The sequence below is a fragment of the Bacillus litorisediminis genome (assembly GCF_022808645.1).
Classification (GTDB): Bacteria; Bacillota; Bacilli; order Bacillales; family JC228; genus Bacillus_BF; species Bacillus_BF litorisediminis.
The window spans coordinates 31,125-46,608 of sequence record NZ_JAKZKT010000011.1; the positions used below are offsets into that span (position 1 = coordinate 31,125).

Annotated in this window: 14 protein-coding genes; 11 read left to right on the forward strand and 3 right to left on the reverse strand. The window is 40.9% G+C overall.

Going from position 1 to position 15,484, the window contains the following annotated elements:
* Positions 1-186: 186 nt before the first annotated feature.
* From MLE14_RS07750 to MLE14_RS07795, 11 genes are all read left to right on the forward strand, one after another.
* Entirely contained in the window at positions 187-1,539 is a 1,353-nt protein-coding gene (locus MLE14_RS07750) for an acyclic terpene utilization AtuA family protein (protein WP_243297791.1), read from the forward strand.
* A 15-nt stretch (positions 1,540-1,554) separates the two neighbouring features.
* Positions 1,555-1,866 (forward strand): DUF4387 domain-containing protein, encoded by a 312-nt coding sequence (locus tag MLE14_RS07755; protein WP_243297792.1) that lies wholly within the window; start codon positions 1,555-1,557, stop codon positions 1,864-1,866.
* A gap of 11 nt (positions 1,867-1,877) precedes the next feature.
* Complete coding sequence (gene rbsK / locus MLE14_RS07760; protein ID WP_243297793.1) at positions 1,878-2,807, forward strand: ribokinase; 930 nt, start codon at positions 1,878-1,880, stop codon at positions 2,805-2,807.
* Complete coding sequence (locus MLE14_RS07765; protein WP_243297794.1) at positions 2,776-3,678, forward strand: ABC transporter permease; 903 nt, start codon at positions 2,776-2,778, stop codon at positions 3,676-3,678. The genes rbsK and MLE14_RS07765 overlap by 32 nt, the downstream gene beginning before the upstream one ends.
* Positions 3,679-3,694: 16 nt before the next feature.
* Entirely contained in the window at positions 3,695-4,579 is an 885-nt protein-coding gene (locus MLE14_RS07770; protein WP_243297795.1) for a carbohydrate ABC transporter permease, read from the forward strand.
* A gap of 63 nt (positions 4,580-4,642) precedes the next feature.
* The gene (locus MLE14_RS07775; RefSeq protein WP_313897737.1) at positions 4,643-5,821 is read left to right on the forward strand and encodes an extracellular solute-binding protein; all 1,179 of its coding nucleotides are present in this window, start codon (positions 4,643-4,645) and stop codon (positions 5,819-5,821) included.
* A gap of 87 nt (positions 5,822-5,908) precedes the next feature.
* Positions 5,909-6,115 carry a hypothetical protein gene (locus MLE14_RS22595; RefSeq protein ID WP_313897738.1) on the forward strand — a complete coding sequence of 69 codons (207 nt, stop codon included), beginning with the start codon at positions 5,909-5,911 and terminating at the stop codon, positions 6,113-6,115.
* A gap of 14 nt (positions 6,116-6,129) precedes the next feature.
* Positions 6,130-7,305 carry an ADP-ribosylglycohydrolase family protein gene (locus MLE14_RS07780; RefSeq protein WP_243297796.1) on the forward strand — a complete coding sequence of 392 codons (1,176 nt, stop codon included), beginning with the start codon at positions 6,130-6,132 and terminating at the stop codon, positions 7,303-7,305.
* Positions 7,306-9,417: an ADP-ribosylglycohydrolase family protein gene (locus MLE14_RS07785; protein WP_243297797.1), complete on the forward strand. Its 2,112-nt coding sequence runs from the start codon at positions 7,306-7,308 to the stop codon at positions 9,415-9,417.
* A 166-nt stretch (positions 9,418-9,583) separates the two neighbouring features.
* Positions 9,584-10,594, forward strand: coding sequence for a LacI family DNA-binding transcriptional regulator (locus MLE14_RS07790; RefSeq protein WP_243297798.1), 1,011 nt, complete (start codon positions 9,584-9,586; stop codon positions 10,592-10,594).
* A gap of 132 nt (positions 10,595-10,726) precedes the next feature.
* Positions 10,727-11,842, forward strand: coding sequence for an NAD(P)/FAD-dependent oxidoreductase (locus MLE14_RS07795; protein WP_243297799.1), 1,116 nt, complete (start codon positions 10,727-10,729; stop codon positions 11,840-11,842).
* Between the two features lie 80 nt (positions 11,843-11,922).
* Here the strand turns inward: MLE14_RS07795 and MLE14_RS07800 are convergent, their stop codons facing one another.
* Genes MLE14_RS07800 through MLE14_RS07810 form a run of 3 tightly spaced genes read right to left on the reverse strand, consistent with a single transcriptional unit; the run spans position 11,923 to position 15,484 of the window.
* Positions 11,923-12,912: an ADP-ribosylglycohydrolase family protein gene (locus MLE14_RS07800; RefSeq protein ID WP_243297800.1), complete on the reverse strand. Its 990-nt coding sequence runs from the start codon at positions 12,910-12,912 to the stop codon at positions 11,923-11,925.
* A 36-nt stretch (positions 12,913-12,948) separates the two neighbouring features.
* On the reverse strand, positions 12,949-13,755 hold the full coding sequence (locus MLE14_RS07805; RefSeq protein ID WP_243297801.1) for an energy-coupling factor transporter transmembrane component T family protein: 807 nt from the start codon (positions 13,753-13,755) through the stop codon (positions 12,949-12,951).
* Entirely contained in the window at positions 13,748-15,484 is a 1,737-nt protein-coding gene (locus MLE14_RS07810; RefSeq protein WP_243297802.1) for an ABC transporter ATP-binding protein, read from the reverse strand. Before MLE14_RS07810 ends, MLE14_RS07805 begins: the two co-directional genes overlap by 8 nt.

Sequence of the window (15,484 nt, forward strand, 5' to 3'; positions counted from 1 at the left end):
TTTAAATTTTTTGTTGACAGTTGATTAGGCAGAAGTTAACATGATTTTAAAGAAAAGATGTGTAACCGGTTACATAAATATATAGAAAAGTTCTATTAATAGTCCTATACGTAAAAATAGAGCTTCATTTTTTTGCTTTTTGTGTAACCGGTTACACATTCCAAGTTCAGCGAAAGAGGGTACGATATGAGCAGCAATGATATACGGATTGTCTCTCCGTGCGGAATTCTAGGCTACGGCTTTCCAGAAGAATCGTTTAATCGGGCATTTGAGAATGAGGTACATGGGATTGTTGTAGATGCCGGTTCCACTGATGCAGGGCCACATAAGTTAGGAGCAGGAGTAGCAATTGTCAGCAGACGTGCCACCAAAAAGGATTTAGATATTTTGATTAAAAATGGAGTTCCACGAAAGATTCCTATCATAATAGGTTCTGCTGGGGGAGCTGGGGCGAGACCACACGTTCAATGGACAATCGACATCATTCAGGAGATTTTAGCAGAAAGAAATCTTACTGCAAAGCTCGCCATCATCTGGGCAGATTTTTCACAGGAATCTATTATACAGGCAAACGAAGCGGGGAAAATTAAACCGCTTACACCTAATATTCCAGCCTTAACTGAAAAAACAATCCGTGAAACGGACAGTATTGTTGCACAAATGGGACATGAACCGATTTTAGAAGCACTCGAAAATAATGCTGACATCATCGTATGCGGCAGAGCCTATGATCCGTCCCCATTTGCTGCCATTGGGATCTACCATGGAAAAGATTCAGGCCTGTCTTATCACTTAGGAAAAATACTAGAATGCGGAGCCTTATGTGCAGAGCCTGGAACGACGAAGGATTGTATTCTTGGGACATTAACGGATGATTCTTTTACCGTTCAATCCTTGAATCCGGCTCGAAAGTGTTCGCCAATTAGTGTCAGTGCTCACACCTTCTATGAAAAGGAACATCCCTTTATCCTGCATGGACCAGGCCTCACTCTTGATTTAAGTCAATGTGAATTTACCCAAGTAAGTGACGGGGTTGTCGAGGTAAAAAATAGTAAGCTTGTAAAAAATGAAAAGTACTTAATTAAACTCGAAGGGGCACGGAAGGTTGCTTATCGTACCTTTGTGATAGCAGGTGTCCGCGACCCGATATTAGTCCAAAATATAGAAGAAATCGAGAATCTTGTCACGGAACAAGTCAAACACTATTACGAAGATATTCCTTCTGAGGATTACTCGATTCACTTTTATAACTACGGGAAGAATGGAGTGCTTGGAACAAGAGAAACGGCCGCCTTTCAAGGTCATGAAATTGGAGTCATGTTCGAAGTGGTGGCTAAAACTCAAGAACTGGCGAGCAGTATTTGCGCAAGTGTACGTTCCACTTTTCTCCATTATGGATATGAAGCAAGGAAATCAACCGCAGGGAACTTGGCCTTCCCATTTGCACCAAGTGATGTAGAGTTTGGCCCTGTTTATGAATTCTCGATTTATCACCTAATGGAAATCGATGAAAATCCATTTATGATTGAGTATCTGTAAAGGGGAGAGAAGAGGATGGCCACACTATATGAACTTGCTAAAGTATTAAGAAGTAAAAACGCGGGGCCCTTCGAACTGACATTTGATATTCTGTTTGATCAAAAAGAAATCTATGAAAAAGTAAAGAATTCTGGAAAAATCAATATCCAAACCATATGTAAACTTTTTAATATTTCAGTGGATCAAGTAGAGCATATAGTATTCTTTGATCAGGCACTCGGGATCAAGATTACGATTTTTAGAGATATATCGTCGGGCACTGTTGGTGACAGGGATGTGTATGGAGCTCAGCAGCATGCGCCGCTAATGAATATAACGATTGAGTAGGATGATGCCAAATGAAGAAAATTGCGGTTATTGGAAGTATTAATATGGATTATTTTATTGAATCTGATATTCTCCCAGAAATAGGAGAGACAGTATTAGGAAAGGATTTCTTCTTATCAATAGGAGGAAAGGGTGCCAATCAGGCTGTGGCAGCTGCACGGCTTGGGGGAGAGGTTTCTTTATTTGGTTCTCTCGGTAATGACGAAAATTGTGAAATCATTGTTAAAAAGTTAAAAAACGAAAATATTAATCTGGCAAATCTTCAATTTATCGATGATCAGCCGACTGGTGCAGCCTTTATCGAGCTTTGTAATAGCGACAACCGGATCTTAGTAGTGCCAGGATCGAATGAGTCTACCAATGATGCATATGTTGAACGTATGTTATCAGCGATTTTACAACATGATGTTTTTATGTTTCAGCTCGAGACACCAGTTGAGATGTTAGAGTATCTTATTCCGATTTTATATGAACACAGAAAAACCATTATTCTAAATCCGGCACCGGCACAAGCTTTACCTCAGGAATTAATTGAAAAAATCACGTATCTAACGCCAAACCAATACGAATATCAAACCATATTTAGTACAGAAGATTCCATGGAAATGCTTCTTGGCCGTTACCCAAATAAATTAATTATCACGTGCGGGGCAGAAGGGGTTCGGTTTTTCGATGGAAAGGAAATCGTGTTAGTACCTTCCATGAAAGTAACACCAGTTGATACAACTGGTGCGGGTGATACGTTTTCTGGAGCATTTGCAGTTGCTGTTGCAGAAGGAAAATCTTTGATTGAAAGTATAAGGTTTGGAACCATTGCCGCGGGTTTATCGGTCACAAAGAAGGGGGCACAAACGGGGATGCCTTATCGGTCAGATGTGACCCATTTTGAAAAGAAAAAGGAGCATGTACATGAAAGTGAAGGGCATACTCAAACAAATTAAAGCAAATTGGGTTCTGTATGTCATGCTTTTTCCCGCCATCCTATATTTTAGTATCTTTCATGTTATTCCATTAATCGGGATGAAGCTTGCCTTTCAGGATTACCGAATTATCGGGGAAAATGTTTGGGTTGGGATGAAGCATTTTGAAACCCTTTTCAGCTCTCCAGCTTTCCTTGATGTATTGAAAAATACCATTATTATCAGTGTGATGAAAATTGTTTTCTTCTTTCCGATTCCTATTATCATGTCGCTGCTAATTAATGAGCTGCGCGAGGGGATTTTTAGAAAATATGTACAGTCAGTCGTTTACCTGCCGCACTTTCTCTCATGGGTTGTCATTGCTGGGATATGGATTGCTTTCTTAAATCCGGTTGAAGGTGGCATTGCAGTTATTCGGGATTTCTTCCAATTGCCATCTCTTGATTATATGACAAGCAAAGATCATATCCGCTGGGTGCTAGTCTTTCAGGAAATGTGGCGAAGTGCCGGATGGGATTCGATTATCTATTTAGCTGCGATTTTAAAAATCAGTCCTTCTCTGTACGAAGCGGCTAAAATGGACGGAGCCTCAAGGCTCCAGCAGATGCGATATATTACACTGCCTGCTCTTAAAGGAACTATTATCACCGTCTTTATTTTAAATTTAGGTTTCTTTATGAACGCTGGTTTTGACCAAGTATTTAATATGATAAACGATTCTGTCATTAGTGTCATTGATATCTTAGATACTTATGTATATCGAATCGGTATATTAAATGGGCAATATTCCTTGTCTACAGCAGCAAGTCTGTTTAAGGGTGTTATTGGTGTCATTTTAATCTTAAGCACACACTTTATATCAAAACGAATCACCGGTAAGGGTGTTTGGTAATAGGAGGTGGAACACAATGAAACTTAAAAAATTTAGTGTCTCAAGCATCTTGATTTACGGTTTTCTCTTCTTAGTAACTTTGTCGGTTGTGGTTCCCCTTTTACACTTACTGGCTATGTCACTATCTGATCCGCTGAAAGTTCATGAACTTGGCGGTTTAGATATTATTCCAGAAGGTTTCTCATTGATTAACTACCAGGTTCTTTTGTCGAATCCTTTAATTGTAAAAAGTATATTTAATACGCTGTTTATTACGATTGTGGGAACAGCCTTTAATTTACTGCTGACCGCAATGACCGCATACGTGTTAGCGCGAACCAGATTCCCAGGCAGAAAATTAGTGATGCTTTTTCTGATCGTTATCATGGTATTTGAACCAGGTTTAATTCCTGAATATTTACTTGTACGTGATTTAGGTTTACTAGATTCGTATGCTTCTCTGATTTTATATAAAACGATCAATATCTTTTACCTATTTATTATGATGAGATTCTTTGAGGAGGTTCCTGAAAGTATCCTTGAAGCGGCCCGCATTGATGGGGCGGGGCACTTTAGAATTTTTACGAGAATTATGCTGCCGCTCTCAAAGCCAGCTCTAGCGACAATGGGACTCTTCTACGGAGTTTATCACTGGAACGAATACTTCAGGGCGATGATCTATTTAACCAGTACAGAAAAATGGCCGCTCCAAGTGGTCTTAAGGCAATTTGTTGTAGAAAGGGACAATACTTCTCTCGTCGGGGTACAAAATTTTCTTTCCTATGAACAAGTAGCCGCTCTTGATTTTGCATCCCTTCAGGCGGGGACGATTATTATATCGATTGTACCATTACTGCTGTTGTACCCGCTGATTTTAAAATACTACACCAAAGGTGCGCTTGAAGGGGGTGTCAAGGACTAAAGACGGATGGGAAACCCAATTATTTGCTAGTAAAACATTAAAAATTTGGGAGGAAAAAAGAGAATGTTTAAGAAAATCTTTATCTTTTTGTTCGCTGTAGTCATGAGTATGACTTTAGCCGCTTGTTCAGATCAGGCTGAGAAGAAAGAGGAAAACAATGAAGATACCGCCGAAGAGGGAACGGTTACCCTGAAAATTGCATTTAAGGATGAAGGTCCATCCAATCCAGTAGCTGTCCAATATTTTGATGAATTAGAAAAGGCTCTAAAACGTGACAAAAATTTGGATGTGAATTTTGAACAAGTTGAATTACCACAAGGAAACTATGCAGAAAAACTAAATCTATTGCTTTATAGCGGAGAAATTCCGGATATTATTTACTTCCAAGGCGGAGATGTTCAGATTTCTCAGCAAGGATTGCTGGAAGACTTAAGACCTTATATTGAAGAATCGGAATATATTAAGGATGTTTTATATCCATACAATGAGAAAAGATTAGAAAACTATCCATATTTACTATGGATCAAGCCGCTTTCTCAAAAAACACCAGTTATACGCGGAGATTGGTTTGAGCAAATGGAAAGCTCCCAGGCTTTAATGGAAGATCCGACAGTCGATAACTATTACGCTTTCTTCAAAGAGCTCGTGGATAAAGCACCAGGCAATGGAAAGCCAACAAGCGCTGTTACGGTAGCAGGTGATATTACTGAATTAGATTTTATCTTTAACATGGCTTTTGGCATTACAAATACTTGGATTAAAACAGAAGAAGGCTATCAATATGCAAAAACTACGGAATACGAGAAAAACAAACTAGAATTCTACAACAAATTATATGAAGAAGGTTTGCTTGACCCACAATACCTGACAAAAGCATGGGATACGAAAGAAAAAGCTTTCTATGACGGAGATGTGGGTGTCATCGTAGGTACAAATGGTAAGGTAATCGACCTGTACAATGGAAAAATGACGCAAGTGAATGGTGAAGGTGCTGAATTAGTGGTGCTTCCGCCAGCAAAAGGAGTAGCTCAAGGTTTTGGTGCGACCGATATTACAAAGGAATCTCGCGGTGTGGCGATTTCCTCTCAATCTGAACATAAGGATATTGCCTTCCAGGTGTTAGATTATTTAGCTAGCCCACAAGGCCAAATGCTTGACCGCTTAGGCTTTGAAGGGGATCACTATCAAATTGTCGATGGCCAAATTGAATTAAATGACAAATACTACAGTGAATGGTATTGACGTTTCTGGGAGCCAGCTGAGTTCAATCCTGAAACACCTGTAAAAACTCCGCTGCTAAGTGAGCCAGCTGCTAAATCGGCTGAGATTGTGAATGAGTATTATACTGAAGATAATAGCTTCATTATTCCAGATGAGTTCGTAGCTAACTGGGATGCGATGGAAAATCTTTATAAAGAATATGCTTCTGATATTATCACTGGTAAACGGCCAATCGATGATTTTGATCAATTTGTAGAAGAATGGAAAAATGCCGGTGGAGAACAAATCACTGAATACGCGAACGAAAATCTATAAAGGGAGTCTTTCCAATGGTTTCATTTAAGGATCGAGTAAGGGGTGTCGTTTTATCTACTGCTCTTGGAGATGCGATGGGAGCCCCCGTGGAAAAGCTAAGCTACGAAGAAATAAAAAGTCAATATAACCGGGTCGAATCCTTGCGTACCAGGTGGTATAAAGAAGACTATCCACTTGACCTTACGTTGGGAAGAAAGAGGGGCAACGGCATTGTAACAGATGATACCTTGATGACAGTTGCCCTTATCAAGGTCTATCTTAAAGAAAAAAGACATCTCGACGCGTATGATATGGGGAATGAGTTTGTCAAAGAAATTGCTTTCAGAAAAACTTATATTCCGGAATTCGGCAGAGAGGCGCTCATTATTGATCGCCTCTTCTATCCCGAAAAATATATCTTTATGCGCCATGTGTTAGCTAACTGCGATCCGCGTGAAGCGGGAATTGGGAATATGGTCAATTGTGGAGCGGCTATGTATATCGCTCCGATTGGAGTCGTTAATGCATGTAACCCAAAAGCAGCCTATGATGAAGCCATTCTTTTTGCAATGGGACACCAAAACAGCTACGGGTTAGAAGCTGCTGGGGTTCTGGCAGCCTGTGTGGCCAAGGCATTTGAAGAAAATGTAACGGTGGATGAGATTGTAGACACCGCTATTTACTATGCGAAGGATGGCACAAAAGCTGCGATACAGGATTTAACCGATGCTGCGAGGAATTTGCGAAGTGAAAAAGCCAATATGGATTTAGTGGTTCAAACTTTCCATCAAGCTTTAGAAAAATATTCTCCAATGAAAGATGATGTTCACCGGAAGATTGAAAAAGTCGGAGTTCCTTCTAATCACTATACGCCGAGCCGGCTCTTTTCGATTGAGGAGCTTCCGCTGGCTTTAGCTTTTATCGTCTTACATGAGGGAGACTACTATTCTGCTATTCTGGACGGAATTAACTCCGGCAGAGACACTGATTCAATCGGTGTAATGATTGGCGTTATTTTAGGAGCCATGCATGGTGTTGGCTCGATTATGGAGGAAGACATTCTATTGCTAGAAGAAACCAATAAGTTGAAGCTGATCCAGGTGGCAGACGAATTTGCTGAAGTAGCAAAACTCATCATCGCAGAAGACCTCCGGGTGAATGAAAAAAGAAAAGCGTACTTCGAGAGAAATGCAGAACTAGGGGTTGAGTAAATGCTTCCTGAAAACTACTTAGAGAAAGTATACGCAGGATTTTTAGGGATGAATATAGGGATTCGCTTAGGAGCGCCGCTTGAACCGGTGGAGTGGACCTATGAAAAAATACAAGAAATTCACGGCGATATTCGTGGATACGTCAAGGATTATAATATGTTTTCAGCCGATGATGATGCAAATGGGCCGGTCTTTTTTATTCGGGCTCTTATCGATGATGCAGTTGGAAGGGAATTGACTGCTGAAGACGTGGGCAGGGCTTGGCTCAACTATACACGGGAAGGTATTGGCATGTTCTGGTGGGGCGGAGAAAACATCAGTACCGAACATACCGCTTATTTAAACCTGAAGAGAGGGATTTCTGCACCAAGGTCGGGTTCAGCTGATGTAAATGGCCTTATCTTGGCTGAACAAATTGGCGGGCAAATTTTCGTAGATACATGGGGTTTGTTGTTTCCGAACGATGTGTTCAAAGCTGCTCAGTATGCAGAAATTGCAGCCAGTGTATCCCATGATAAAAATGGATTGTATGGGGCACGTTTTATGGCTGCTTGTATTTCTAAGGCATTTTCAGCTAAAGGGATTGACGAAGTAATCGAAGCTGGACTTTCCGTGATTCCAAAGCAGTCCACCTATTATGAAGTTGCACAGGCTGTAATGGACTTTTACAAAAAGCACCCGGATGAAGAGGATTTCAGAAAGTGCCGTCAATTTCTTGAAGATGAATGGGGCTATGATAAGTACACGGGTGTATGTCATATTATCCCGAATGCTGGTGTGTGTGTTCTTGCTTTACTATACGGGAAAGGTGACTTTGCGAGAACGATTGAAATAGCTACGATGTGCAGCTGGGATACGGATTGTAATGCGGGCAATGTTGGTACGATTGTAGGCGTCCTGAATGGAATTGAAGGAATTCCTAACCATTATCGTGCACCGGTTAATGATTTTATTGTTACTTCGAGTGTTTCTGGATACTTGAACTTATTGGATATCCCGACTTTTTGTAAAGAACTGGCTGTATTAGGGTATAAACTAGCAGCAGAAGAGATTCCGGATTATTTAAAGGACAGCTATCGCCTTGGGGAAGTGTACTTTGATTTTACATTACCGGGATCAACCCATGGTTTTCGTACGAATAATCGTTTTAAAACTCTCCTTCGCCATAATAGTGAAGTGGGCTATTCTTCAAAGGGTTCCTTGGAAGTTCTTTTCGACCGGATGGTAGAAGGGGACCAAAGTAGAGTTTTTTACAAACCCTTTTATCGAAGAGAAGATTTTAATGATGAAAAGTACAAACCGACTTTTGCTCCGAATGCTTATAGCGGGCAAACAGTTTCAGCAGAGGTTTTTCTGGACAAATGGCAGGGAGAAGACGTGTATCTAACGCCTTATGTACGCAATACATTTTCAAAAGAAGTAGTATTGCTGGAAAAGGTGGTTTTAGAACAGCATCAATGGACACATGTAGAATTTGTGATTCCTGATACTGACGGTGCCATGATTGATGAGGTAGGATTTGTGGTGGAAAGCCCATCTCCATTGCATAATCGGGCATTCGGAAAGCTGTTTATTGACGAGTTCCGCATTTATGGAAATGCTACGTATTTTGTGGATTTTTCGAAGCAAGCGGTTGAATTTAAAAGCATCACCCCGTTTGCTCACCATCGGGGAGAGTGGCTTCTCGAGGATGGGTATATAAAATGCGTAACCGAGGAGGACGCTACTTCCTATACAGGCAATTACTATTGCCGTGATGTTGAGTTACAAGCAGCGATTAAGCCTGTCAGTGGTAATAGTCATGGTCTCCTAATCCGGGCAAAAGGGACAGAACGGTATTACTTCATTGGTTTTGATGGTGAGGGACAAGTATCTTTTATAAGAAATGATTTTGGTATTAGGCGATTGCTAACGGTTTCTTATAAGTGGGACCATGGTAAGGTATATGAGTTTCACGTTTCATGCAAAGGAAATTTGATTGAGTTTGAAGTTAACGGGGAACTTCTTTTTGAAAGCGATCAGCTCCAAAATGAATATGGAATGATTGGCTTAGCCGTTCTTGAACAAGGGGAAACTGAATGCCATCGTTTCAAAGTGAAAGAGATCAATTAAACGGGATGGGAAGGCTCAAGGTAGATGCTGTTTGAAATATTCAGGGTCATTCCTTGAGCCTTTTACATTTGCAGTGGTTGGATTTTATATCGTAATAAATAGATTCCGAAAACAGCATGTATATAATAAAAACAAGATAGACTTAGCAAATAAAAGGAGACAATTTGTGAAAAGCAAAATAACAATACGAGATGTAGCGAAGGAAGCCGGTGTGTCTGTCGCCACTGTTTCTCGATATTTAAATAATAATGGATATATCAGTGATCAGGCAGAGAAAAAAATAAAAGATGTAATGGACCGCCTTAACTATCAGCCCAATGAGATTGCAAGAGGGCTAGCTATGAAAAAAACCAGGACAATTGCTTTAATTATCCCTGATATCACAAACCCCTTTTTCCCGGAACTCGTAGTTGCCATTGAAAAAGTGGCTAAATCAAAGGGATACAGTATTATATTAGTCAACACGTATGACGATGATCTGCAAAACAATGATTTCTGGGTCCAGCTTCAAAATAGATATGTCGATGGTTTTATTTTGGCATCATTCCAATTTGATGAAAAAGTTTTAAAAGGAATTGAGGAACTTCAAATCCCTTTTGTAAGAATTGATCGAGCTGCGGATTATAATACGGATGATTCCATTGGATTAAATAATTTTAAAGGGGCAAGTTTAGCTGTTGATCATTTAATAGAAGTTGGCTGCAGAAATATTGCGCATATCAGCGGTCCAGCTTCGTATCCGCCTTCTCAAGACAGAATGAGAGGCTACCTAGATAGATTAGCAAGCCGCTTTCCAGAAAAGGAACCTATCGTATATGAAGGAGATTTTTCATTAGAAAGCGGAAAGGTCTTAACTGAAAAGTTATTTCAGGAAAATCCCAATGTGGATGGTATATTTTTAGCTAATGACCTGATGGCGATCGGATCGCTAAAGGCTTTAAAACTAATGGGAATCCAAGTCCCGACACAGGTTGCCCTAATCGGCTTTGACGGAATTAAACTAACGGAAATGGTTGAACCGGAAATAAGCACAGTCGAACAGCCGATTTACGAAATCGGCATTATAGCAACCAACAAACTCATCCATAAAATCGAAGGTACCAACGGTCTTCCCGATGAAAAAGAACTTGATGTCCGCCTAGTCAAAAGACGCTCAACCTTAGGATTCGGGGTGTAAAACGGAGGTGAAACATAGGGACGGTTCTTGTGTTTCGGAAATCAGAATGAAACACAAGAACCGTCCCTATGTTATAATTCACTTAACATTAGGAAAATTTCGTTAAAATTCTGATAGAAAGGATTTTTTAGAATGAGAATAATAGTCGTAGGAGCGGGAATTGTTGGAGCAAGCGCAGCTTATCATTTATCGAAAAAGGGTGCGGACGTTGTCTTGGTTGATAAGTTTCATGAGGGGCAAGCGACTGCAGCGGGTGCGGGTATTGTCTGCCCCTGGATTTCAAGAGTAGAAGATCAAGACTGGTATACGTTTGCTAAAGGCGGAGCCTGTTACTATCCGAATTTAGTTTCCCAGCTGAAAGAGGATGGTGAACATGAATTTGGATATCGGGTGGTTGGTGCATTAGCTGTCAGTAATGATGAAGATGAATTGAATAGAATTGAAGACAAGGTAAGAAAACGTCAAGCTGAAACACCTGCGGTTGGTGAGGTTACCCGCTTATCTCCGGAAGAAGCTCGTAATATGTTTCCTCCTCTAAGAGCCAACTTAGGAGCTGTATACGTAACTGGAGCCGCTCGAGTGGATGGACGATTATTAAGAGATGCAATGAAAAGAGCAGCGCAAAAACATGGGGTAGTTCATCAGGCTGGAGAAGCTAAGCTTGAAGTGGCAGATGGAAAAGTAACCGGCGTCAAAGTAAATGATGAATTCTTATCTGCAGATGCTGTTGTAATCGCAGCAGGAGCATGGGCTTCAGAATTATTACAGCCATTCGGCATCAGTATTCCGGTTGAACCCCAAAAGGGACAAATCGTACATCTAACGCTTCCAGGCCAAGATACATCCAATTGGCCAGTCGTTCTTCCGCAAAGCAGTCATTATCTTGTCTCTTTTGATGATCGGGTTGTGGTTGGGGCAACAAGGGAAACGGGTTCCGGATTTGACTATCGTGTAACGGCTGCCGGACTCAAAGAAGTGTTGGATGAAGCGTTATCAGTAGCACCAGGTCTATCAGACAGTACACTTCATGACATCAGGATTGGATTTCGTCCAGCTGGTCCAGATTACTTGCCGTTATTCGGACATGTACCTTCAATCGATGGAGTAGTAGTTGCTACGGGTCTTGGCGCCTCAGGCCTTACAATCGGTCCATACATAGGGAAATTAGCGGCTCAACTGGCATTAAATGAAGAAGTGGAAGTTGATATTAGTCCTTGTAATCCATTTAGAAACAGTGTAAATGTTTGATTTTGAAACGGAGGGACGGTTCTTGTGTTTCATTCTTGATTTTGAAACACAAGAACCGTCCCTTTGTTTCACCCATGTTTTTACCTCCGATATGGATAAAGCCTCTCCGCCAGCTCACGCAGGTTCACGTTATTCACTGTTTCAAGCTGCTCAACTATATCTAAAGGAATAGCCTCAATTCCGGAGTAGGCACCGCATAATCCGCCGGTCATGGCACCGATGGTATCGCAATCTCCGCCTAGACTTGCAGCAAGCTGGGTTCCTTTCATAGGATCTCCTTTTGCATAGTAGGCGAGAGCAATAGCGGTAGGGACCGCTTCTGTTGTCGCTACTCCAGCACCAATGATATTATACAGCTTATCCATAAGAACTTCTTCTTCATCACCATTGTCAATCCATTCTAAGGCGAGCTTAAGCCGTACTTTGGAGGAAGCTCCGTACGTATCATTCCCGCGATTCATGCCGACATCGTATGCTTTAAAAGCATTTTCAAGAATTGTATTCCAGTTGTCTGTGTCGATAGCGGTAGAAATGGCTGCAGCCAGCATAGCAGCACCTGCTATAGCGATATTGGTGTTATGAGTTCCCTTACTTGCTTCTTCGACATTATCTACTAAAGCGGTTATATCCTCCGATTTACTAATCATGCCAATCGGGGCAATCCTCATTGCAGCTCCGTTTGTATCACCCATTCCACCGGCTTCTTCGACAGGGACGCCATTTTGAATATTTCTCAATGCCTTTTCAGAGCTTGGTCCTAAATATCTTTTATTAAAAGCATCATTTTCTTCAGCCCACTCTAGTATCGCATAAGCAATCGAGGCCGCTTCGATCTTTCCATTGTTTTTTATAATAGATTGACAGATTTTGATGGCTTGAGATGTATCGTCGGTAAACTCTCCCGCTTTAAATCCCTTTACAATAAAATGGTCATCGGGGCCAGGCAGAAATTCAGTGATTTTACCAAACCGTTCTTTAACCTTTTTTCTTGACCATAACTCGGAGGGCATTCCCATGGCATCTCCTAAAGCCACACCCACTAAACTTCCAACCACCTTGCTGAGTGACATAGAGCAGCAACTCCTTCAAAATATCGTATCTATTTCCTAAATAACCCCATATCCTAACATTCGCAAATATATTAATGATCCTGTAATGACTAATACGGTTGCAAAAAAGATGTAATCTTTAGACTGCATCTTTAAAGTTTTAATAGCGGTTCGTTTTTTGGAGGCTCCATAGCCCCGATTCAACATTGAAATAGCAAGCTTCTCTGACATTCGTATAGAGTCTACAAAAAGCGGGATCATCACAGGAATAAAAGCCTTGATCTGACTGAAAAATCCGTTTCCGGCAAGCTTTGCACCCCGTGCTTTTTGTGCATCATAAACCTGGTTGACTTTTTTCTGCATGGTTGGAATAAAGCGAATCCCTGTTACGACGATAAAGGTGAGCGGCTGGGGTAGCCGCATGGCGTTCAACAATTGAATAAAATCATCTAAAGGTGTCGTTGCCGTAAAAAGGGAGGTGAGAACAACCATGGTGTATATCCTAAAAATTAAAGTCAGACCAAAGAATAATCCTCCATATAAAAAAGGGAGACCTTCATCAAACCAGCCATAAAATAGTACCTGCTGCGCAAACTCACTTTTAAATTGATCAGCAGGGTAGGTGAACCCTGATATGGAAATCATCATGAAAAAAATAGGAACTAAAGGCTTTAAAAGTTTCCATAATTGTGAGAAAGGAATATTTATATAAACATAAATAATCGTAATAAACAAGGCGAGCACCGCATTGAAGAGCGGATGATTAAAAATAAAGGAAACTACCGTTAATAATAAGAACACCAGAGCTTTTACTCTTACATCCAGTCTATGGACAAAACTATTACTCGGGATGTAATCAAGCATGTTTAGGCACTCCTTCCATTAGCTTCCTGACTAGAGAAGTAACCGAAATATCATGGTGAGATAACTGCAGTTTCTCGGCTAGTTGTACCAGCTGAGTGGGTTTAATTCTGGCTTCTCTTAGGATCTCATGGTCAATGAATGTTTCTTCAGGTTTGCAGTCCTTTAATAATTGACCATTTCCCATGATAAATACACGTTTGGCATGATCGGTAACCAAAGACATATTGTGTGTAATGATGATAATGGTGTGCCCTTTTTCATGCAGCCGGTTGATTAGGCGGAGCATATCCTGCGTTCCTTGCCAATCCTGACCAGTGGTAGGTTCATCAATAATTAGGACATCTGGTTCTAGAATTAATACAGTGGCCACCGCTAACCGTTGACGCAGCCCTTTACTGAGGGAGAGGGGATGCTGGCTGGCATATTTGTTCAAACCCACAAACTCCAAGACTTCTTGGGCAAGTTCTTTTTGTTTCTTCTCGCCGACTCCTCTGATTTTCAGCCCCCAGGTGACTTCTTCGTAAACCGTTGGAGAAAAAATTTGATGATCCGGATTTTGAAAAACATATCCGATATGCTGCGCAAGGTCGGAAGTTGTTTTGTCAGAGATGTCCTCGCCCTTAAATAAAATTCTACCGCTTGTAGGGGAAAGTAATCGGTTAAAGTGCTTACAGAAAGTCGACTTTCCTGCCCCGTTTTGGCCAATGATTGCAATATAATCTCCTTTGTAAATGGTCGTTGAGATTCCTTTTAATGCCTCCCGGCCGTTCGGATATACATGTCTTAAGTTTTCCACTTGCAGGATTGGTTCTGAGGTGTCAATGGGAAGATTCATATTTTCTTCATAGTGTATTTGTTGAGTTGAAGGGTATGGTAATGATTGGATGTTCAATAAGCGATATAGTTCTTCAACGGTCCTTGGACATTTTTCTCCAAGCTGACCTCCTTGTTTCGTGAACTCCCAGTAGAGCTTTGCAATTTCAGGAGGACGTAAAGAAAACTGTTTGACCAGATCCTCTTGTGCAAACAAAGTCTGAGGATCCCCTTGCCATTTAATTAAGCCGTCTTGAATAACTACTACATGGTCAGCGTAAGCAAGAACCCTTTCCGACTCATGTTCTGCCATCACAATCGTCATTCCACGCTGTTTTTGCAAATCTTTCGTGATTCCAAAAATCGCATCTTTCCCGTCTGGATCTAATTCTGAAGTTGGTTCATCCAGAACAATAATGTCAGGACCAATCGCCAAAATGCCAGCAACTGCAAGACGCTGCTTTTCGCCGCCAGATAAGTATTCAGTTGACCTTTCTTCATAGCCGGAAAGTCCAACCTTAGCCAAACAATCATGGATTCTCATTTCAATTTCCTCAATTAAAAGACCCAAGTTGCTTGGCCCAAATGCAACATCTTCTTTTACAGTCAGTCCGAATATTTGGGTTTCAGGATCTTGCATCACTAATCCAATTTTCTGAATGAGCTGCTGAATCGGAGTTTCATCTGTAAAAGAATCACCAATTTCTACAGATCCTTCAAAATGACCTTCCATAAATTGCGGAATCAATCCATTTAAGGTGAGCAGAAGCGTTGTTTTTCCGGCACCAGCAGCCCCCATTAAAACCGTGAACTGCCCCTTTGGTATGGTCAAATTTATATTTGAAAGGGTGGGCTCTTTTGATTTTTCATAGGTATAATTTAAGTTTGAGATTTTAATAGCTGTTTTGGTCGTCAT

Excerpts from the sequence above, each read along its gene's own strand:
- MLE14_RS07750 (WP_243297791.1), top strand. The coding sequence starts at position 187 with ATGAGCAGCAATGATATACGGATTGTCTCTCCGTGCGGAATTCTAGGC.
- MLE14_RS07755 (WP_243297792.1), top strand. The coding sequence starts at position 1,555 with ATGGCCACACTATATGAACTTGCTAAAGTATTAAGAAGTAAAAACGCG.
- rbsK (WP_243297793.1), top strand. The coding sequence starts at position 1,878 with ATGAAGAAAATTGCGGTTATTGGAAGTATTAATATGGATTATTTTATT.
- MLE14_RS07765 (WP_243297794.1), top strand. The coding sequence starts at position 2,776 with ATGAAAGTGAAGGGCATACTCAAACAAATTAAAGCAAATTGGGTTCTG.
- MLE14_RS07770 (WP_243297795.1), top strand. The coding sequence starts at position 3,695 with ATGAAACTTAAAAAATTTAGTGTCTCAAGCATCTTGATTTACGGTTTT.
- MLE14_RS07775 (WP_313897737.1), top strand. The coding sequence starts at position 4,643 with ATGTTTAAGAAAATCTTTATCTTTTTGTTCGCTGTAGTCATGAGTATG.
- MLE14_RS07780 (WP_243297796.1), top strand. The coding sequence starts at position 6,130 with ATGGTTTCATTTAAGGATCGAGTAAGGGGTGTCGTTTTATCTACTGCT.
- MLE14_RS07785 (WP_243297797.1), top strand. The coding sequence starts at position 7,306 with ATGCTTCCTGAAAACTACTTAGAGAAAGTATACGCAGGATTTTTAGGG.
- MLE14_RS07795 (WP_243297799.1), top strand. The coding sequence starts at position 10,727 with ATGAGAATAATAGTCGTAGGAGCGGGAATTGTTGGAGCAAGCGCAGCT.
- MLE14_RS07800 (WP_243297800.1), bottom strand. The coding sequence starts at position 12,912 with ATGTCACTCAGCAAGGTGGTTGGAAGTTTAGTGGGTGTGGCTTTAGGA.
- MLE14_RS07805 (WP_243297801.1), bottom strand. The coding sequence starts at position 13,755 with ATGCTTGATTACATCCCGAGTAATAGTTTTGTCCATAGACTGGATGTA.
- MLE14_RS07810 (WP_243297802.1), bottom strand. The coding sequence starts at position 15,484 with ATGACGACCAAAACAGCTATTAAAATCTCAAACTTAAATTATACCTAT.